A 20179-nucleotide genomic window follows, 5' to 3' on the forward strand; every position below is an offset into this window, starting at 1 on the left:
CCCTCTGTCACGGATTAATCCGCAATAACCCCAAGCTTCTTCAATGCACCGGCCAAAGCCTCAACAGCCTTTGCCGCAAATTCCGGTTGCGCCGATGCCCCCATATGCCCGATGCGCAAAACCTTGCCAGCTGTATCCTTGCGACCCAGCGACACCAGCACATCATGGTCGCGCAGCATCAAATCACGCAAAGCCACATCGCTGATACCATCCGGCACTTTGAACACTGTCGCAGTCGGTGCCGCATTGGCTTCCTGACGCGGCCATAATTCCAGCCCCAGTGCTTTTACACCTTCACGGGCGATTTGTGCCGTTTGTGCATGACGCGCCCAGACATTTGAAGCGCCTTCCGCCAGATAAAGATCGAGCGCTGTGTTAAGAGCATAAATTTCTGTAACAGACGGCGTTACCGGAAAAGCATTGCCTGCACGCCATGCTTCTTTCCAGTCCAAAAGACTCAGGAATGATGCCCGTGGCGCATCCGGATTCCCTGCCATTTTCTGCCATGCACGATCACTCACTGCTGCGAGCGTCAGACCCGGTGTACTGCCCAGACATTTGGACGGAGAGGTAATGAAAATATCCGCATGTACAGCTTCAGGATGCACATCCATGCCGCCAAAAGATGAGACCGCATCGACAATCAGATAAGCACCATGACGCGCGGCAATGGCACCGATCTCCGCCAGAGGGTTCAGCGTGCCCGAAGGCGTATCGTGATGGCAAACGGCAATAATACTGATGTCAGGGCGCTGTTTAAGTGCAGCCTCTACAGCCTGCGGATCAATCACATCATCATAATCCACTGCCAGTTCAATGACTTCACGGCCGTTGCGCGCAGCCCAGGGACCAAAGCCTTTGCCATAAACACCGGAGACAAGATTAAGCACCACATCTTGTCGGGCGATCAGACCCGCAGCTGCTGCCTCAATGCCAAGAATAGCTTCACCCTGCATAATAACCGGTTGATTGCCGGTACGCATGACCTGCGCCAGCTTCTCAATCACGCTTTGATAAAATACCTGAAATGCATCCGTATAATCATACAAAACCGGCTGCCCTAATGCCCGAAGAACTTCCGGATAGGCCGGTACCGGACCGGTTGTGAGCATATAGGCAGGCACTTGCAGCATGGGATCATTGACCAGTTTAAAAACAGCATCATAGGAGCGGTTCCCTCCATCTCCAAGAGGGATAATTTTCCACGATCAGCAATTATTGGAATTTGATTTCTTTTTACGAGCAGAGATGAAATATCCCACTGTATTCTTTTCTGCAGGCAAAGAAGATCGTGCAATCACAGAAGCTCGCTTCTGCCTGTGACAAACAGACTTGCGACAAGTTTCCGGCAGAGATTCCGGTTTCGCTCTCAAAGCAGATCGCGTACAAGACGCAAGATCAGTTTCTTTCCGGCCAGCAGGTAAAGTCTGATCAGTCATGATCGCAACGCACCTGTCACCACGGATGAAACTGACCAATGTCATATCATCGAAGGTATTCAGAATTGCGCGCTCTTCTCCTCTCTGCCTCCGCTCTTACCGCCGTTACATTTTCTGCCGCACTGACCGCTCCGGCGCTGGCGCAGGATACTGCTAAAATCGCACCGAAAGTCATGGTTATCACCATGTTCGGTCAGGAAGCCAAACCTTGGGCTGAGGGCGAGAAATTCACGCAGCAGATCAAGCTGGCCGGTCTTAATCCGGAATATCCGAATGTTGACTGCACTGACGAAGGTCTGTGCCACATGACAACCGCCATGGGTTTTGCCAATGCGGCAAGCTCGGTCTCGGCCATGGCACTCAGCGAGAAATTCGATCTCTCCAAAACCTATTTTCTGATTGCCGGTATTGCCGGTGTTGATCCGAAACACGGCACTCTCGGCTCTGCTCACTGGGCAAAATTCGCCGTTGATGCCGACCTCAACCACCGCATCGATCAGAGCGAAGTGCCGGATACATGGGAAACCGGCTCTTTCGCCCTTGGTGCCAGCAATCCGACCGAAAAAGCCAAATGGTCAGCCGGTACAGAAGTTTATGCCCTGAATGCCAAACTCACAGATTATGCTTTCAGCGTGACCAAGGATGTGGAACTGCTGGATGGTGATGGCGCGAAAGCCTATCGCAAACATTACAAGGGCGATATTGCAACCGGCGCACCGATTGTCAGCATGTGCGATACGCTCTCCAGCGACACCTATTGGCACGGCATTAAAATGGCTCTGTTCATGGAAAAATGGGTTGAACTGCTGACTGACGGCAAAGCCACCTATTGCACCTCGCAGATGGAAGATAATGCTACTCTGACGGCACTGAAACGTGCATCCGAAGCTGGCAAACTGGATTTCAACCGTATTGCTCTGCTGCGTACTGCATCGAATTTTGACCGTCAGGGCGAAGATCAGACCGCTCTGGAATCGCTGAAATCAGAATCCGGCGGTTTTAAACTGGCAACCACCAATGCCTATCGCGTCGGCAAAACCTATGCACAAACCATTCTGACCGGCTGGGACAAATGGCAGGAAACGCCTCAGACTGACAGCGCAAAATAACTGGATATAGAAAAGCCCCGCGCAGAACTTTCTGTGCGGGGCTTTTTCATGTCTTATAGATTACGATGCGCGGTTGATCGCATCACCAAGGATCGAGACGATCTTGCCGATCTCTTCTTTGCTGACGATCAGCGGTGGTGAAAGGGCAATCACATCACCGGTCACGCGGATCAGCAGACCTTTCCTGAAGCAATCGGTGAACACATCATAAGCGCGTGCACCGACTGCACCGTCACGTGAAGACAGTTCAATACCGGCCACCAGTCCGAGCGTACGGATGTCGATGACATTCTTCGCGGATTTCAGCGAGTGGATTGCTTCCTGCCAGTCATCCGCCAGTTCGGCAGCGCGGGTCAACAGCCCTTCTTCCGCATAAATATCCAGCGTTGCAATCCCTGCTGCACAAGCTGCCGGATGACCGGAATAAGTATAGCCGTGGAACAGTTCAATCGCACCTTCAGGCCCGTGCATCAGACCATCATAAATATGACGGCTGGCAAAAACGGCTCCCATCGGAATAGCACCATTGGTCAGACCTTTTGCAGTGGTGATCAGATCCGGTGTAACACCAAAATAATCTGATGCAAACGGCGAGCCAAGACGGCCGAAGCCGGTGATCACTTCATCAAAAATCAGCAGAATGCCATGTTTTTTGGCAATAGCAGCAAGGCGTTCCAGATAGCCTTTTGGCGGCACCAGCACACCGGTTGAACCGGCCAGAGGTTCAACAATCACTGCGGCAATGGTTTCCGCACCATGCAGCGCGACCATGCGCTCCAGATCATCCGCCAGTTCGGCACCATGTTCCGGCTGGCCTTTGCTGAAAGCATTTTTCTCAAGATCATGGGTATGGCGCAGATGGTCAGCCCCCGGCAGCAGCGGAAACACGCGGCGGTTATTGACCAGACCACCGACGGAAATACCGCCGAAGCCTACACCATGATAGCCGCGCTCACGCCCGATCACGCGGGTGCGTGTGCCCTGACCAATAGCGCGCTGATAGGCAATCGCGATTTTCAGAGCGGTATCAACGGATTCTGAACCGGAACCGGTGAAGAACACGCGGTCGAGAATTTTGCCGTCGCCGCGCGGTGCAATTTCACCAAGGCGGGTGGCAAAATCGAAAGCAATATTGTGCCCCATCTGGAATGTCGGTGCGAAATCCATCGTCGAAAGCTGTTTTTCGACGGCGCTGGCAATCTGCTTGCGACCATGACCGGCATTGACGCACCACAGACCCGCAGTACCGTCCAGCACGGAATTGCCGTCCACATCCGTGTAATACATGCCTTCAGCTGTAGCCAGCATACGCGGCGCAGATTTGAACTGGCGGTTTGCCGTAAACGGCATCCAGAAACTGTCAAGCTTGGGACTATTGGTTAAATCAGTCATTGTTTCGCTCCTCGCCGGCGCAATTTTCCAAATGGAAAACCGTCCTCTCCCTTATATGTGGCTAAGAGTTGGCCATGCTTCGGAGAGCGAAACAAGTCTATTTCTTGTACTAATTATCACCTTGATCTGTTTGGTAAAAAATATAAAATGTTTAAAATATTTAACAACCTCAACAGCGGAAACAGATACCCATGACCGGTGAGATCGATATTGGCGGCCGTTTGCGCTTCATCCGTGAAAAATCGGGGCTTTCACAACGCGAGCTGGCAAAGCGCAGCGGTGTAACCAATGCCACGATTTCGCTGATTGAGGCCAATCAGACCAATCCTTCAGTCGGCGCGTTGAAACGCATTCTCGACGGTCTGCCGATCGGCATGTCGGAGTTTTTCGCCCTGCAACCAGATATGCCGCAAAAGGCGTTTTATCAGTCCGAGGAATTTGTCGAGATCGGCAAAGGCAAAATCTCCTACCGGCAGCTGGGCGACAATCTGTTCGGGCGGGCGCTGCAAATTCTCAAAGAACGGTATGAGCCGGGTGCCGATACCGGCAAAGTACCACTGGTGCATGAAGGTGAGGAAGGCGGCATTGTTATTGCCGGTCGTCTGGAAGTGACTGTCGACAGTGAGAGGCGTATATTGGGACCGGGTGACGGTTATTATTTTGAAAGCCGGCGCCCGCACCGGTTTCGTTGTGTCGGGCCGGTGGCCTGCGACGTTATCAGCGCCTGTACACCGCCGACTTTTTAAGCAATTAATTTTTGAAAACAGAACGGAGAACCAATCATGGCACCACAGGATATCGCTTTGCTGAAGCCGGTATTGCGGATTGATTTTCCTGAAAATGCGCGGCTGGGGCGCGGCAAGATCCAGTTGCTTGAGCATATTCGCGACACCGGCTCGATTTCAGCGGCAGGTCGCGCCATGGATATGTCCTATCGCCGTGCATGGCAGCTGGTTGATGCCCTGAACTCCATGTTCAGCGAACCTTCCGTCACCTCTCAGCGTGGCGGCAAACAAGGCGGCGGCGCAGTCCTCACTCCCTTCGGAGAAGAACTGATCCGCCGTTTTCGTCATATGGAAGCCACTCTCGCGCAAGCTTTGGGCGATGATATTGAATGGCTGAATAAAAACCGTTCCTCGTAAAAATTATTTACTGCGCAGGCGCGGCACAATTGCATGAAGAACTGCCACAATAATCAGCCCGCCGATAACCGACATATGTTCAACAGCCACATGCATTTTAGCAATGGCTTCTGCCCCTTCTGCCCGCCAGAAAGCGTGAGAGACCGGAATTGTCATGGCGGTGAACACACCCAGCGCACCGGCACCCAGCCAGACCAGTGAGCCACCCCGTATGATCAGAGCGGAACCGATCAGTTGCACGGCAATGGTCAGTGCCGCAAACAAGGCTGGCACCGGCAGATTATTTGCTGCCATTTCAGCCACCGCAGCCGGAAAATCAAAGAGTTTGGCAATGCCGCTCAGCCAGAATGTCATGGTCAGCAAAATACGCGCCAACAGCTGAATAACGGGCATGGATAATAGCTGATAAATCCAGTTCGGACTCATAATGTTCCTCCTGTCCGGTCGTTACGCACAGTCCAGCCATGCAGTAGTGTCTGCAAAGCATCGTCTATAGTCTGGCGCTGCATTTCCACACTCACATATTGCCCCAGCAAAGCCAGACTAAGCAGATTTTCAACAATCATATCGTGGAAATGGGTAGCCATAATACGAGGATCACCCTGTCGCAGACTGCCGTTCTCTACATGCGGGGCAATGGCCTTGGCGAAATAATGCCGCGCCATTTGCGGGCCTTTTTCAAACCATGTCCGTGCAATTGCCGGAAACCGTCCCGATTCCGCGATAACCAGCCGCTGAAACGCCACGTGATGTTCTTCCATCAGAACAGTCAGCAATTGACGACCCAACCGTTCCAGTCCGTCTTTCAACGGCAACATGGAGACATCCAGATCTTTGATCCCGTAAGTGAAAGTCTCACTCATTTGCGAGATAACAGCCATGAACAGGCCTTCTTTATCCCCGAAATGATTATAGAGATTGGTCTTTGAACCACCGGCCTGACGCATGATTTCATCAACCGACACGCCCTCATAGCCATGTTCCAGAAACAAGGCACCGGCGATGGTTCTGATCTGCTCCCGCCGCTCTATACCGCGGCGGGTAATCCGGACTGGTTTTTCTGTGCTCATTCAGCCGCCTCCGGTTGTTTTGCTGCCTGTTTCTCAGCATCGGTAATCTTATGATGGTGCCGTGCCGGTCTGAATGATCTGCGATCAACCAGCTGACCATAGAGCAAGCTTCCCAGCACCAGAACAATACCGCCAAGTTGCAGCCAGCTTGGCACCATATCATTAAAAACAGCATCCATAATAAAAGCTGTCACCGGAGCGAGCAGGAAGAACGGAGCAACTGCGGATGGTCCTGCACCCTCAATACCGCGAAACCACAAAGCGAAAGCCAGCGCCGTCAGGAAGAGTGCAAGAATGACAAAACCGGCAATGTTCACGAGCGTAACAGAAGACGGAATGTCCTGAAAGATCACAGCAAGGATTGCCAGTTCAACGCCACCGACAACCAGCTGCCAGCCAGTGAATGCAAGCAAAGAACACGGGCGACCCCATTTATGGACATAGATACCACCCAGTGCCACGGATAAGGCCGCGCCTAAGCCTGCCAGCACACCGATCATATCCATTTGCACACCACCGCGCAGCACAACAAGGCTGACACCAACGGCACCCAGCAAGACGCTGAAAATCTTATGACCGGTCGGAATAACCTGCATCAGCGGCCATGCGAGCAGAATAGTGAAGAGCGGCCCCAAAGCCTGAATGGTTGCCGCCACACCGCCCGGAAGGCGCAAAGCAGCAACAAAAATCAGGCCGAAAAACAAACCGGCATTGAGCGTGCCGAGCACAAGAATTTTCCACCACCATTCACGCGGCAGCATTGTGCGGGCAAACAGCAACAGAGGAATACCGCCACCTAAAGCGCGGATTGCACCGATAAAAACCGGATTATGCGGCAGCATGTTGGATGAAACAATATAGGTGAAGCCCCATAGAATGGTGGCCAGTGCGGCTGCAAGTTTAGGATTCATAATCTGTCCTGTCCTTCAATTTGCAGTATCAATATCATACCATACGGTATCGTATCAATTAGTCGAATTGATGGACACTGCGTTCACAATTAACAGACAGAGCTGGCCTGCATGCCCGACTAGAGCATTTCACAGTCAAGTTGGATCAACTTGACGCCCGTGATAATGCGGCAAATTAAAGAATCTAGAGCGTGCACTGTGATCCAGTCAGGACTTAAACCGCTCTAGGGCACAATTACACAAGCATTATCTGCAGGGTGCAGAAAGCGGAGATCCTAAACCTCGGCCGCACGGTTCTGCGCTTCAAGCAATTGGCGGTAGAGACCTGATTTTGCTTCCAGCAATTGCTGATGACTGCCCTCTTCCGCCACACTGCCGTCCTGCACAACAACAATGCGATCAGCATTGGTGATCGTTGCCAGACGATGTGCGATCACCAAAGTAGTGCGCCCGACCGACAATTCCGACAGGGATTGCTGAATGGCACGCTCTGTCTCTGTATCAAGAGCGGAAGTTGCCTCATCCAGAATAAGGATCGGCGGGTTTTTCAGGAAGATACGGGCAATCGCCAGACGCTGTTTCTGCCCGCCGGAAAGCTTGACACCGCGCTCACCGATAATCGTATCCAGCCCCGCTGGCAGACCGGCCACGACATCGCCCAGACGCGCGCGTTGCACAGCATCCATAATCTCGGTATCACTCGCATCAAGGCGGCCATAGGCGATATTCTCACGGATCGTGCCTGCAAACAGGAACACATCCTGACTGACAATGCCGATATTGCTGCGCAGAGATTTCAGCGTCATATCGCGGATATCAATTCCGTCAATGCTGATAGCACCGCCGGTCACTTCATAAAAACGCGGCAACAAAGAACAGATCGTAGTTTTTCCCGCACCGGAGGGCCCGACAAATGCAATGGTCTCGCCAGCCTGAATATCGAGGTTCAGATTATGCACGATCGGACGATTATCCTGATAACCGAAGGAAACCTGATCGTAACGGATATTGCCCTCTAATTTGCCTGCATCGCGGGCATTGGCGCGGTCAGCAATATCCGGACGCGTATTCAGGAACTCCAGATAGCGTTGGAAACCGGCAATACCTTTCGGATAGCTTTCAATCACCGAATTGATCTTATCAATCGGCCGGAAAAATACCCCGACCAGCAGCAGGAAACCGACAAAACCACCGGCACTCAGGTCGCCGCGAATGACAAAATATGCCCCACACAACATCACCACCACCTGAATGAAACGCATCGACAAATAGCTCAGCGATGTGGAGGCCGCCATGACTTTATAAGCTTCAAGCTTGGTGCTGCGATAATTCTGATTATCCTCGGCAAACAACGCGCGTTCATGGTCTTCATTAGTGAAAGCCTGCACCACACGAATACCGCCGACATTTTCCTCAATACGCGCATTGAATGCCGCCACACGGCCATAAAGTGCGCGCCACGTCGTGGTCATACGGCCGCCATAGCGCAATGTCACCCATGCAGTGACCGGCACAATCAGCGCTGTAATAACAGCCAGTGTCGAATGTTCCCAGAACATCAGGATGAAAGCGCCGATCAGCGTCATGATCGCGATGAACAGATCTTCGGGACCGTGATGGGCGACCTCGCCGATCTCTTCGAGATCTTTAGTCATACGCGCCACAAGATGGCCGGTCTTCTGATTATCGAAATAGCCGAAGGAGAGTTTCTGCAAATGATCAAAGGCTTTGCGGCGCATCTCGGTTTCAATATTGATCCCGAGCATATGCCCCCAATAGGTCACCACCACTTGCAAACCGGCATTGAAAACATAAACGCAGAGCAAACCGGCGGCCGCGAGAGCAATCAGCCCCCATTCATTGGTCGGCAGCAACCGGTCGATGAATAATGTAACAGCCACCGGAAAAGCCAGCTCCAGTAAACCGGACAATACCGCACTGCAAAAATCGACAGCGAACAGAAGCTTATGCGGACGATAATAGGCAAAAAACCGTTTTACGATATCCGGCATTACAATCTCTCCCGTCGTCCCGCCTGCAAAATCTGACATTATCATTCAAGTTACTGGCGGTTGTAGCCAAAAACCTTCAGTTTGCAACAAGATAAGTGCCTGATTGCCAGTAAATCGGCCGGAATGATCTATCAAAAACCGGCAATAACGATAACCGGCCAGAATATTTTACGAAGTAGCAGAAAACCGGATGGCCGCGAGAAGACCTTTGCTCTGCGTTGCTTTTTGCAGGATCAGATGCCCCCCATGCAAAGCCGCAATTTCCTCGACAATCGACAGACCAAGACCACTGCCTTGCGGTGAATGCCCTGTGTTTTTTGCAATAGAGCCGCGGTCAAAGCGGTTGCGGATCAGGGAAAGCTGCTCTTCAGGCACGCCCTTGCCATTATCCTCAACCTCAAGGAAAACTAATGCACCCTGCCTGCGCACACGCACAGTCACGACGGCCTCTGTACCGGCATAAAGCAGCGCATTGCTGATCAGGTTTTTCAAAGCCTCTTCCAGCAGCAGCCGGTCGCCCTGCACGGTCAGACTGGCCTCCCCTTCATAGCCCAGATCAATATCTCCCCGCGCTGCCTCACGCACGTAATCACCGGTGATCTGCCGCGCCATTTCAGCAAGATCAACAGATCCGAGCACTTGCACAGTCTGGTCACCGGATGCATCAATTTTAGCCAGCAACAGCAACTGCGCCAGAATTCGCTCGGCATGCGCCACGGCCTGATCGGCCTGCGTGACCGCTTCCAACATGGATTGGCGATCCTGACTACGCTGGGCAAGAGCAAGCTGTGTCCGCACCACTGCCAAAGGTGTGCGCAACTGATGGCTGGCATTGCCGGTGAAATGGCGCAGTGCATCCAGCGCCGATTGCAACCGCACCATGAAAGAATTGACCGTTTCCACCAGCCCCTGCACTTCATTGGGCACATGCTCGCTGATCGGGTGCAAATCCTGCGGATTACGCTCGGCAATCGCATCACTGAGGCGGTAAAGCGGACGCAATGCATAGGTCACGGCAATCCAGACCACCAATGCGGTGCCGACAATCATAAACAGCAACCGCAGTGCAGAACGCAGCAAAAGCGTATGCGTGAGCTGCCGACGCGCCATAGTTGTCTCGGCAACAGTCACTGTAAAGGGCACGGAATTCACACCGGTCGAAGCGGAACGGCGCAGCAAAGCCAGCCGGATCGGCTCACCGCGATAGGTTCCGTCGCCAAATTCAACATCCTTATTTTCCGGATTTTTCAGCAGCGGCAGTGTTTCATAACCGGTAATAAACTGGCCGGGCGGGCCGTCCACCCGATAAAACACCCGATCCTGCGCGGCAGAAGTGAGCATTTCCAAGGCGACATAGGGAATATCCACTTCCAGATCACCATGCTCGGACACCACAACACGCTCGGCAATCGCCAGCGCCGAACCACTCAGCACACGATCCGCCACCTTATTGGCCGTGCTGACAGCTTCCTGATACGTATCCGCCAGCGCAATCAACCCGATCAGCATAGTTGAAACCAGCAACCAGCCAAGCAAACGTCTGCGCAGGGAATAGCTGTTTTTCCTCATTGTGTATCCGCGGGCAAATCCACAGTTTCATCCGCAGCAATAACCGGCTGGGTGCCGGACAGACGATCCAGATAATATCCAAGCCCCCGCGCTGTCCTGACCGTCAACCCGTAAGGCGCAAGCCTTTTGCGCAAACGGCTGACATATTGCTCAATGGCATTAGAACTCAGATCATGGTCAAAGCCGCTGAGAGACTGCACAATCGCTTCTTTGGCAACGACCTTACCGCCGCGCACAAAAAGCAGTTCCAGCAAGCCAAGCTCCCGCGCCGGAATATCAATCGATTGTCCGGCAGAGCTGAAAGTGCGTGTATTCAGATCCAGTGTGACCGCACCGAAATGCACCAGCGCATGACGCAATCCTGCCTGACGCCGCAACAGCACACGCACCCGCGCCTCAAACTCGCTGATATCGAACGGCTTAATCATATAATCATCCGCGCCGAGATCCAGTCCGCGCACGCGCTCTTCCGGTGTACCGCGCGCGGTCAGAATGAGCACAGCTGCCTGATTATGCCGCGCACGCATGGCACGCAGCACATCCAGCCCGTCCATCTCAGGCAGGTTGAGATCAAGAATCACCAGATCAAAATTCTCAGCCGCAGCGGCGGCATGGGCAGACGCACCGTCTTCAACAATATCAACCGCATAGCCGCTACCGCGCAACAAAGCGCCCAGCCCTTCCGACAGCGCCTTATTATCTTCAACCAGCAAAATCCGCACGCTGACAACATCTCCCTGCTGCCCTGTTGCAGCCCGTATTGTTTCTCCCCGACACAGCATATAATGATTACAAGGGCAATGTCAGCGGATACAAAGAAATAATCCTGCATTGTCAGTAATGTTTGGGCCAGCGAGTTTGGGAGGACTGGACGTGCGCCGTTTCTGGCTGAGTGCGGTTTTAAGTTTATTGCCGGTGTGGAATAGCGCTGTGGCAGCAACGCCCATGATGTTTCCGGCACTCAGCGGCGACAAGAATGCGCCGGTGCTGGTTGTCTATTCTTCTCTCGACGAGCCGCTTGCACGGCCGATGATTGAAGGGTTTCAGAAAAACAACCCTGACATCACCGTGCGCTATGAGGATATGCTGACCACGGAAATTTATGAGCGCATTGTGCGGGAAACTGATGACGGCTTGAAAACTGCCGATTTCGCTTTTTCCTCAGCCATGGATTTGCAGGTCAAACTTACCAATGACGGCTATGCGCAAGCCAGCATTTTGCCGATGAGCGAGCGCTGGCCAAGCTGGGCGAACTGGCGCAACACCGCCTATGCGCTGACATTTGAGCCAGCAGTTTTTGTCTATCACAAGCCGGAATTTAAAGACCGCAAACCGCCGTCCACCCGCGCGGAGCTGGTTGCCTATCTCAAAGAACAGGGTGAAAGCGTTTTCGGCCGTATCGGGACTTATGATATTGAACGCTCCGGCGTCGGCTTTCTGTTCATGGCACGTGATCAGGAGCAGTTTGACGATATCTGGACAGTCATTCAGGCCATGGGATCAGCGGGGGTCAAACTCTATTCCACCAGTCAGGCGATTGTAGAACGCGTTGCCGACGGGCGCTTTGTGCTCGGTTATAATATTCTCGGCTCCTATGCCGCAGACTGGGCATCGCGCAATCCCGATGTGGGGATTATTCTGCCTAAAGATTATACTGTGGTGATGTCCCGTATCGGGCTGGTACCGGAAGCCGCTGCATCGCCGGAACTGGGGCGGCGCTATCTTGAGTTCTTCATGTCGAAAGAAGGCCAAACCATCCTCGCCCGCCAGTTGCAAATACCGGCTGTCAGCCCTGAAGTGGCCGGAGACAATACCGCTCTGACCATGCAGGAAATCTACGGCAACAAGCTGAAACCGGTGCCTGTCAGCCCCGGCCTGATGGTCTATCTCGATCAGGTTAAACGCAGCCGCCTGATTGCCAAATGGAATGATGTACTGCGCCAGCAGAAAAAATATTATTGATTTTCACAGGAACAGGCTCACAATCTTCAAAAGACATATGAACAAGAGCCGTTCCTGAAAACAGCACAAGTCTCAATAATTGTGCGTAAAGCACCCTTTTAACATTTGTGTGCAAAGCACACGGCCATAAAATTTATACGCAAAGCGCAGGGTGCGTCAGGTTCGCGTCAGCTTCATATGATCGATTAGCGAGACTGTTGTCCGTGGAGGCGGTTAAACAGTACCGGGGAGGAACACTGTATATGGTCGGGGGCACCACATGCCTGATCCTTCCCGTGCGTTTTCTAAAAACCACAGCCTGCGTTGAAACGCAGCATCAGGAGGATCAGACTTGAAAAAACTTCTACTCGCTTCCCTCTTTGCAGGCGCATTGGCGCTGCCTGCCTATGCAGCAGATTACACCATCATTGCACCGGCCAATCCGGGCGGCGGCTGGGATCAGACAGCCCGTTCCCTGCAGACTGTTCTGCAGCAGGAAGGTATCTCCGGTAAAGTACAGGTACAAAACGTACCGGGCGCCGGCGGCACGATCGGCCTTGCACAATTCGCCAGCCAGCAAAAAGGTAAAGGCGATGCTCTGATCGTCGGCGGTTATGTTATGGTCGGCGCTATTCTGACCAACAAATCACCGGTAACCCTGAAAGATGTTACGCCAATCGCACGTCTGACCGGCGAATATGAAGCAATTGTTGTACCTGCTTCTTCTCCTTTCCAGACAATGGGCGACCTGATTGAAGCGCTGAAAAAAGATCCGGGCGCAGTATCATGGGGCGGTGGCTCCGCAGGTGGTACTGACCATATCGCTGTAGGTCTGATTGCCAAGGCTGCAGGCGTTGATCCTAAGAAAATCAACTATATTGCCTATTCCGGTGGTGGTGAAGCACTGGCCGCAATTCTCGGCAGTCAGGTTTCTGCCGGTATTTCCGGTTACGGCGAATTTGAATCACAGGTCAAATCCGGCACATTGCGTCTGCTGGCTGTCTCCAGCGCCGAGCGTATTGAAGGCATTGATGCACCGACCCTGAAAGAATCCGGCCTTGATGTTGTTGTAGAAAACTGGCGCATGCTGGCTGCAGCCCCTGGCATTTCCGCCGAGCAGAAAGCCGCTATCAATGCGGATATTGAAAAGCTGGCAAAATCCAAATCCTGGCAGGAAACTCTGAAGACCAAAGGTTGGGCTGACACCTATCTGGCAGGCGACGCTTTTGACGCACAGCTCGATAAGGATATTCAGGCAACTGAAGGTGTTCTGAAAGACATCGGTCTTGTTCAATGAGTGAACTGAAACCTGTAACAGCGCGTCGCCCCGATCGGGCGGCGCTTTGTATCGCGGCCATCCTGCTTGTCATTTCCGGCGTGATGTTCTGGGATATGGCACGTCTTTCCGAGGCTGCCGGTTATTCACAGGTCGGCCCTGCGACTGTGCCTAAAGCCATTGCCTTCGGCCTTGCAGGATTGGCGATCTGGACAATTATTGCTGCTTTCCGCCATGATTTTCCCGAGCGTGAGCCGCAGGAAGTCAAACCGGTATTGTGGATTGTCGGCGGTCTGACCGCGCAGATGCTGCTGCTCAACACAGCAGGCTTCTCCATTGCCACGGGCATCATGTTCGCCCTGACAGCCTATGGTTTCGGCAAGCGCAAATTATGGTTCTCGATCCCTGTCGGAATTGCCGCCTGTTATGTGATCTGGCTGGTTTTTGCCAAATTGCTGCAATTGTCACTGCCTGCGGGGCCGCTAGAGCGGTTGTTCTTTTAAAAAGCCACCGGCTGTCTCCTCGTTGCCGCAGCGCCTTACCCTCTGCGTAAAGCGGCTCAACACGGGAACAATGATTAATGTCTACATTTGAATTTCTCATGCAGGGGATTGTGGTTGCGATGCAGCCGATGAACCTGCTCTATGCGCTGATCGGCGTGACACTCGGCACCGCTGTCGGCGTGCTTCCGGGCATCGGCCCCGCACTGACTGTCGCCCTGTTGCTGCCTGTTACCTATCAGCTCGATGCTGCGGGTTCCCTGATTATGTTTGCCGGTATTTATTACGGCGGCATGTATGGCGGTTCCACTACGTCTATTCTGCTGAATACACCGGGTGAAAGCGCCTCGATTGTTACCGCTCTGGAAGGTAACAAAATGGCGCGTAAAGGGCGCGGCGGCCCTGCATTGGCAACCGCTGCTATCGGCTCTTTTGTTGCCGGCCTGATTGCAACCATCGGCCTCGCTTTCATCGCGCCTTATATTGTTAAGCTTGCACTGGTTTTCGGCCCCCGCGAATATTTTGCACTGATGGTGCTGGCTTTTGTCACCGTGTCATCAGCTTTCGGTGACAGCGCATTGCGCGGGCTGACATCCTTGTTTATCGGCCTTGCGCTTGCCACTATCGGTATTGACCAGCTGACCGGTCAGGCGCGCCTGTCTTTCGGTGTGCCGGATTTGCTGGACGGTATTGAAGTCACCACACTGGCCGTTGCTATGTTCGCGATTGGTGAAACGCTCTTTATCGCCGCTCAGGGTGCGCGTGCACCGGATAAAGTGGAAGCCGTTAAAGGCTCGCTGTGGATGTCTGCCTCAGACTGGGCACGGTCATGGAAACCATGGCTGCGCGGTACATTTATCGGCTTTCCGATTGGTGCCATGCCTGCGGGCGGTGCGGAAATCGGTACATTCCTCTCCTATGCAACCGAGCGCAAACTCACCAAACATCCGGAAGAATTCGGCAATGGTGCGATTGAAGGCGTTGCAGGTCCTGAAGCTGCCAATAATGCGTCTGCTGCCGGTACGCTCGTGCCATTGCTGACTCTCGGTCTGCCGACAACAGCAACCGCTGCAATCATGCTGGCCGGTTTCCAGCAATATGGTCTGCAACCGGGCCCGCTGCTGTTTGCAACCAATCCACAGCTGGTCTGGGGTCTGATTGCCAGCTTGCTCATCGCCAATTTCATGCTGCTGGTGTTGAACCTGCCGCTGATCGGTCTGTGGGTCAAATTGCTGACCATCCCTAAACCATGGCTCTATGCCGGTATTCTGATGTTCGCCACGCTTGGTACAATCGGTGCCAATCCGTCGGTCTTTGAACTTGGTATGCTGCTGGCTTTCGGCCTGATGGGTTATGGTATGCGTGTCTTCGGTTATCCGATTGCACCGGCCGTCGTTGGTTTGATCCTCGGCCCGCTGGCTGAACAGCAATTGCGCCGCGCTTTGTCGATCAGTCAGGGTGATGTGACTGTCCTGTTCACCTCCCCTATTGCAGCTGTGCTGCTGACAATTGCAGCACTGGCACTGATCGTACCGCTGATTATGCGTGCCCGTGGCCGCGGTCAGGTTCTGTCGCAGCTTGCGGCGAATGAGGACTAAACCCTTATACCCCCGAAAATGATGAGCCCGCCGGTTATGCCGGCGGGCTTTTTCTTTGCTTATCATCATTATTTAACCGGCCATGCGATTCATGCATGGCAGCTCTGTCATTCTGTCAGTTGTGAAAACGGCTTGATGATCCCATCTTTGGAGTATCAGATTACGGCTTTGCAAAAAGACAAAGCCCCAAACACGGAGAAGCAAGATGACAGAACGTACAAAGCATTCCCGTAATTTCATCAGCCGCGCACTGGCTGTTTTCGGTGCCGCAGCTTCCGCTGCTGCTGCTGTTGAAGGCCGTCGTCGTCCGCATGAAAAAGACCTGCGCACTCTCGGCATTAATCCGGCCGACTTCAGCTAATCTGCTCTATCTATAAGATTTTAAGTCCTTCAGGCCCCGCGCTTCGGTTGAAGCTGCGGGGCTTTTTTGTCAAGGTAGCCTCGGAATTACGGAATCAATCATGATTACCGGAGGGGAAATATGAGAGTCTATATTTGTGCGGATATTGAAGGTGTGGCCGGTGTTGTAACATCCCAGCAAGGTCAGCCAGGCAATCCGGAATATGAACGTGCGCGCCGCCTGATGACAGAGGAAGTCAACGCCGCCATTGAAGGCGCATTGGCAGGCGGAGCAGATTATATTCTGGTCAATGACTCCCACGGTCCGATGGTCAATATTATTCCGGAAATGCTACATCCGGCAGCAGAGTTGATCCTTGGCCGTCCTAAAAAGTTCAATATGGCTGCCGGTCTGGATGAAAGTTTTGACCTGTTGTTCTTCACCGGCCATCATGCCAGTGCCGCGCAATATGGCGTACTTGCTCATACCACCAACGGCTTTGCCTTCCGCACCATTAAACTCAATGGTCAGATTGTCGGCGAACCCGGTTTTTACGGTGCCTATGCCGGTGAACTCGGTGTGCCGGTGGCACTGATCAGCGGTGATGATCAGACCAAACAGGAAAACCGCCCGTTCTTCCCTGAGGCTGAATTTGCCACCGTCAAAACAGCCCTGGGCAACCGTGCAGCGCGTCAGATCTCCGTACAGAATGCCCGCGCCATGATCCGTGATCTGGCGAAAAAAGCCGTTGAGCGTAAAAACGAACTGAAAGTCTGGAAACCGTTTACCGGCCGTATCCATGCAGAGTTCATCATGAACTCCCCGCTGCTGGCCGATCAGATGGCGATCATCCCTTGTGCCAAGCGCACGGACGCCACCACCATCAACTTTGATTGTGCAAATGTTGCGGAAGCTGTCGGCTGGATGGGTGTTCTTTCCGGTCTTGCCGCCAATGTGAAATAACAACAAAAAAGCCGGCATTGCCGGCTTTTCTATTTTTCTAAATCAACTTCACGATCTGCCGCTTACTGAAGATGAAATAATAATAGCCCGATTGCAGGCACAGCATCGTGGCGAAGGTCAGCGAATAAGCCCACCAAATTCCGTCAATGCCGATCCATTGATTGAACAAATAAGCTGCCGGAATTTCCACCAGCAAAATAGCGCTCATGGTCAGAACTGTCGGTGCATAAATCGCCCCGCTTGCCCGCATTGAGCTCATAAACACACTGCTCATGCCAAATAATACAATCGTCCAAAGCACAATATGCAGCAAATGCGCGGCCAGATCAGCCACAGCCTGCTCGGTCAGAAATGCACTGGTAATATAGCCGGACAGCAAATAGGCCAGCGCCACACAGGAGCCGGTAACCAGCCAGTTCAGCTGCAGTCCGGCAATCACAATCTTATGCACTTGCTCATTACGCCCTGCCCCGACCGCCTGTGCGGCCAGAATTGAGGCGGTAATACCGATAGAGATGGCCGGAAACTGCACCCAGCCCAATGTCTGCACAATCGCACCATAGGCGGCTGTCGCCTGTGTGCCATGACCATTGACCAGTCCCAGCAGCACGATCTCGGCAAAAGCAATGGTCAGCATCTGCAAGGCTGTCGGCAGGCCAACGCGCAAAATGGTTTTACAATAGGTGCTGTTAAAGCGGATCAGAGCCAGAAAACTGCGTGTAAATGCCATAGGATGATTGCGCCGGTTCCAGTGCCAGATCAGCCAGACCAGTGCCACAGCGGAAGCAATCACCGTGGAAACGGCTGCACTCATCACCCCAAGCTGCGGAAAACCCAGCCAGCCTTCAATGAAGAGCGGTGTCAGCACCATGGCTACAGATGTTGCAACCACAAGCGCCCAGAGCGGACTGACCGCATCACCCACGCCACGGCTCATATTGCTCATCAGCCAGAGCAGGAAAATCACAGGCATGCCCATCATCATGATACGGGCATAATGAGCAGATTCGTTCAGAACGGCCTGTGGCGTGCCAAGAAATGACATCAGCTGCGTGGCAAATAATCCGCCCATTATTGCAACGGTAACAGACACAGTCATCACCATTGCCACCGCACTGCCCGCAATGCCATGTAGCTTGACCATATCCCGCGCGCCCCATGCCTGACCGATCAGCACGGTGGCACCGGCACCAAGACCGATAATCAGCCCGAGAAACAAAAAGAACACCGGAGCAAAGGCGGACATTGCCGCCAGCGCATCAACACCCATCATGCGACCGACAAAAATACCGTTCAGCGTACCGGAAGCCGCCTGCAAAATATTGGACAGCAGCATAGGCAGAAAAATCAGCATATAGGAGCGCCACAGACCATGCTGTACCGGCGGCTTAACAGCATCAATGCTCACAGAAACAGCTTGTTTATCACTCATATTCTGTCCGCCTGTTTCCATTGCCGTCTTCCGCTCTTGCTGTCCGTGCATGCTGCTTCTCATCAATGAGCAATAATCGCAGCTTTGCAATCATGCAAAATAATAAAGCCGCCGGAGTGATCCGGCGGCTCATAATTGCGTGAAGGTAATGAAGCAGCTTATTCGGCTGCTACAGCTTCAGCTTTTGCTTCTGCATGTTCTTCGCGGCGGTTATGACGAACCGATGCCCAGAACGCGATACCGATCAGCACCGCACCGCCAAGACCGGTAATCACTTCCGGAATATGCACGAGTGTCTGGAAATACATCACCACCGACAGGATCAGGATCGCATAGAATGCACCATGTTCCAGATAGCGGTATTCGCTCAATGTGCCTTTTTCGACCAGCATAATGGTCATGGAACGCACATACATCGCACCGATACCCAGACCGATCGCAATCACGAACAGGTTCTGCGACAGTGCGAAAGCACCGATCACACCGTCGAAGGAGAAACTGGCATCCAGCACTTCGAGGTAAAGGAAGGCACCAAAACCGCCCTGTGCCGCAGCGTTCAGCGTTTTCTGCGAAGCATCAAGAATACCGCCAACCACTTCCACAGCAAGGAAGGTCAGGAGACCATAAATGCCGGAATAGAGGAAAGTTGTACCTTCAACTTCACCAAGAATTGACGAGAAGGTCAGAAGCAGGATCAGAACGATTGCAACTTCAACCCCTTTGATTTCAGCCAGACGCGCCATCGGACGCTCAAGCGGGCCGAACCAATGCACATCCTTGTCAGAATTGAAGAAATAGGTCAGTCCCACCATCAACAGGAAGGTACCGCCGAAAGCGGCAATCGGCAGATGCGCATCAGTCATGATACGCGCATATTCTTCAGGTTTCGCAGCAGCCAGAACGATCGCTTCAATCGGACCGATACCGGCAGCAATCACCACAACCAGCAGCGGGAAAACAATACGCATACCGAAAACGGCAATGATGATACCCCAGGTCAGAAAGCGATGCTGCCATTCCGGCGTCATGTCTTTCAGCTTATTGGCATTCACCACCGCATTATCAAAGGACAGCGAGATTTCCAGCACGGCCAGAACCGTACAGATAAAAAAGATCGAGGCCATACCACCGATTGTGCCGGTGGACTGCCAGCCGAGCCATGCACCCAGCGCCAGACCGACGACGGTGACAATAAATGCCCAGGTAAAATAGCTGAGAACAGTTTTCTGAGATGCAGGCGTGCTCATTTCACGATCTCCTTAGTGGCCGGAGACCGGTCTGTACGATACGCATTATCAATATAAGAACAAAAGTTAAAAGCGGAATCGGTCTGATGACCTTCCGCAGAAAACATGAAAGAATTTTTCATGATCACATGTCCGCCGGCTATATTTGCGGCAGTACCGACATCACGAGAGCGCCGTAAACTCTCGCCAGAGGGGCCCGGTACCGTGTTAGCTCCGTAATGATTGACCCAGCTGTATA

At 53.0% G+C, this 20179-nt stretch carries 19 protein-coding genes; 9 read left to right on the forward strand and 10 right to left on the reverse strand.

What is annotated here, in order from left to right; all coding sequences use genetic code 11:
• Window positions 1-14: 14 nt before the first annotated feature.
• Complete coding sequence (gene ppaT, locus F7P81_RS03985) at window positions 15-1133, reverse strand: pyridoxamine--pyruvate transaminase (protein ID WP_246176025.1); 1119 nt, start codon at window positions 1131-1133, stop codon at window positions 15-17.
• Between the two features lie 344 nt (window positions 1134-1477).
• Between ppaT and F7P81_RS03990 the strand changes: the two genes are divergently transcribed.
• Entirely contained in the window at window positions 1478-2548 is a 1071-nt protein-coding gene (locus F7P81_RS03990; protein WP_151158642.1) for a purine-nucleoside phosphorylase, read from the forward strand.
• A 60-nt stretch (window positions 2549-2608) separates the two neighbouring features.
• On the opposite strand, the gene aptA is transcribed toward F7P81_RS03990, so the two are convergent.
• Window positions 2609-3940: an omega-aminotransferase AptA gene (gene aptA / locus F7P81_RS03995; RefSeq protein WP_151158643.1), complete on the reverse strand. Its 1332-nt coding sequence runs from the start codon at window positions 3938-3940 to the stop codon at window positions 2609-2611.
• A gap of 191 nt (window positions 3941-4131) precedes the next feature.
• Here aptA and F7P81_RS04000 point away from each other — a divergent pair, with 191 nt between their 5' ends.
• On the forward strand, window positions 4132-4686 hold the full coding sequence (locus tag F7P81_RS04000; RefSeq protein WP_022710301.1) for a cupin domain-containing protein: 555 nt from the start codon (window positions 4132-4134) through the stop codon (window positions 4684-4686).
• Window positions 4687-4722: 36 nt separating this feature from the next.
• Complete coding sequence (locus tag F7P81_RS04005) at window positions 4723-5082, forward strand: winged helix-turn-helix domain-containing protein (protein ID WP_151158644.1); 360 nt, start codon at window positions 4723-4725, stop codon at window positions 5080-5082.
• A gap of 3 nt (window positions 5083-5085) precedes the next feature.
• Here F7P81_RS04005 and F7P81_RS04010 read toward each other — a convergent pair whose 3' ends face one another.
• From F7P81_RS04010 to F7P81_RS04035, 6 genes are all read right to left on the reverse strand, one after another.
• Window positions 5086-5508: a DoxX family protein gene (locus F7P81_RS04010; protein ID WP_151158645.1), complete on the reverse strand. Its 423-nt coding sequence runs from the start codon at window positions 5506-5508 to the stop codon at window positions 5086-5088.
• A complete protein-coding gene (locus F7P81_RS04015; protein ID WP_151158646.1) occupies window positions 5505-6152 on the reverse strand; it encodes a TetR/AcrR family transcriptional regulator in 648 nt (215 codons plus the stop codon). The genes F7P81_RS04010 and F7P81_RS04015 overlap by 4 nt, the downstream gene beginning before the upstream one ends.
• Complete coding sequence (locus tag F7P81_RS04020) at window positions 6149-7063, reverse strand: DMT family transporter (RefSeq protein ID WP_151158647.1); 915 nt, start codon at window positions 7061-7063, stop codon at window positions 6149-6151. Before F7P81_RS04020 ends, F7P81_RS04015 begins: the two co-directional genes overlap by 4 nt.
• Window positions 7064-7338: 275 nt before the next feature.
• The gene (locus F7P81_RS04025; protein WP_151158648.1) at window positions 7339-9075 is read right to left on the reverse strand and encodes an ABC transporter ATP-binding protein; all 1737 of its coding nucleotides are present in this window, start codon (window positions 9073-9075) and stop codon (window positions 7339-7341) included.
• A gap of 168 nt (window positions 9076-9243) precedes the next feature.
• Complete coding sequence (locus tag F7P81_RS04030; protein ID WP_151158649.1) at window positions 9244-10644, reverse strand: sensor histidine kinase; 1401 nt, start codon at window positions 10642-10644, stop codon at window positions 9244-9246.
• Window positions 10641-11366 carry a response regulator transcription factor gene (locus tag F7P81_RS04035; RefSeq protein ID WP_151158650.1) on the reverse strand — a complete coding sequence of 242 codons (726 nt, stop codon included), beginning with the start codon at window positions 11364-11366 and terminating at the stop codon, window positions 10641-10643. Before F7P81_RS04035 ends, F7P81_RS04030 begins: the two co-directional genes overlap by 4 nt.
• A gap of 208 nt (window positions 11367-11574) precedes the next feature.
• Between F7P81_RS04035 and F7P81_RS04040 the strand changes: the two genes are divergently transcribed.
• The 6 genes from F7P81_RS04040 to F7P81_RS04060 all read left to right on the forward strand — a co-directional run bounded on the left by F7P81_RS04040 (window position 11575) and on the right by F7P81_RS04060 (window position 17262).
• A complete protein-coding gene (locus F7P81_RS04040; RefSeq protein WP_225686118.1) occupies window positions 11575-12606 on the forward strand; it encodes an ABC transporter substrate-binding protein in 1032 nt (343 codons plus the stop codon).
• A gap of 331 nt (window positions 12607-12937) precedes the next feature.
• Window positions 12938-13882, forward strand: coding sequence for a Bug family tripartite tricarboxylate transporter substrate binding protein (locus tag F7P81_RS04045; protein ID WP_075654144.1), 945 nt, complete (start codon window positions 12938-12940; stop codon window positions 13880-13882).
• The gene (locus F7P81_RS04050) at window positions 13879-14364 is read left to right on the forward strand and encodes a tripartite tricarboxylate transporter TctB family protein (RefSeq protein ID WP_022710311.1); all 486 of its coding nucleotides are present in this window, start codon (window positions 13879-13881) and stop codon (window positions 14362-14364) included. Before F7P81_RS04045 ends, F7P81_RS04050 begins: the two co-directional genes overlap by 4 nt.
• A 77-nt stretch (window positions 14365-14441) precedes the next feature.
• Window positions 14442-15959 carry a tripartite tricarboxylate transporter permease gene (locus F7P81_RS04055; protein WP_022710312.1) on the forward strand — a complete coding sequence of 506 codons (1518 nt, stop codon included), beginning with the start codon at window positions 14442-14444 and terminating at the stop codon, window positions 15957-15959.
• A gap of 205 nt (window positions 15960-16164) precedes the next feature.
• Complete coding sequence (locus F7P81_RS17015) at window positions 16165-16320, forward strand: hypothetical protein (protein ID WP_022710313.1); 156 nt, start codon at window positions 16165-16167, stop codon at window positions 16318-16320.
• Window positions 16321-16440: 120 nt separating this feature from the next.
• A complete protein-coding gene (locus F7P81_RS04060) occupies window positions 16441-17262 on the forward strand; it encodes a M55 family metallopeptidase (protein WP_151158651.1) in 822 nt (273 codons plus the stop codon).
• Between the two features lie 37 nt (window positions 17263-17299).
• Here F7P81_RS04060 and F7P81_RS04065 read toward each other — a convergent pair whose 3' ends face one another.
• Window positions 17300-18694: an MATE family efflux transporter gene (locus F7P81_RS04065; protein ID WP_210246201.1), complete on the reverse strand. Its 1395-nt coding sequence runs from the start codon at window positions 18692-18694 to the stop codon at window positions 17300-17302.
• Window positions 18695-18852: 158 nt separating this feature from the next.
• The gene (locus F7P81_RS04070) at window positions 18853-19941 is read right to left on the reverse strand and encodes a DUF475 domain-containing protein (protein WP_022710316.1); all 1089 of its coding nucleotides are present in this window, start codon (window positions 19939-19941) and stop codon (window positions 18853-18855) included.
• Window positions 19942-20179: the final 238 nt, after the last annotated feature.

This window comes from Pseudochrobactrum saccharolyticum (assembly GCF_008801715.1).
Classification (GTDB): domain Bacteria; phylum Pseudomonadota; class Alphaproteobacteria; order Rhizobiales; family Rhizobiaceae; genus Pseudochrobactrum; species Pseudochrobactrum saccharolyticum.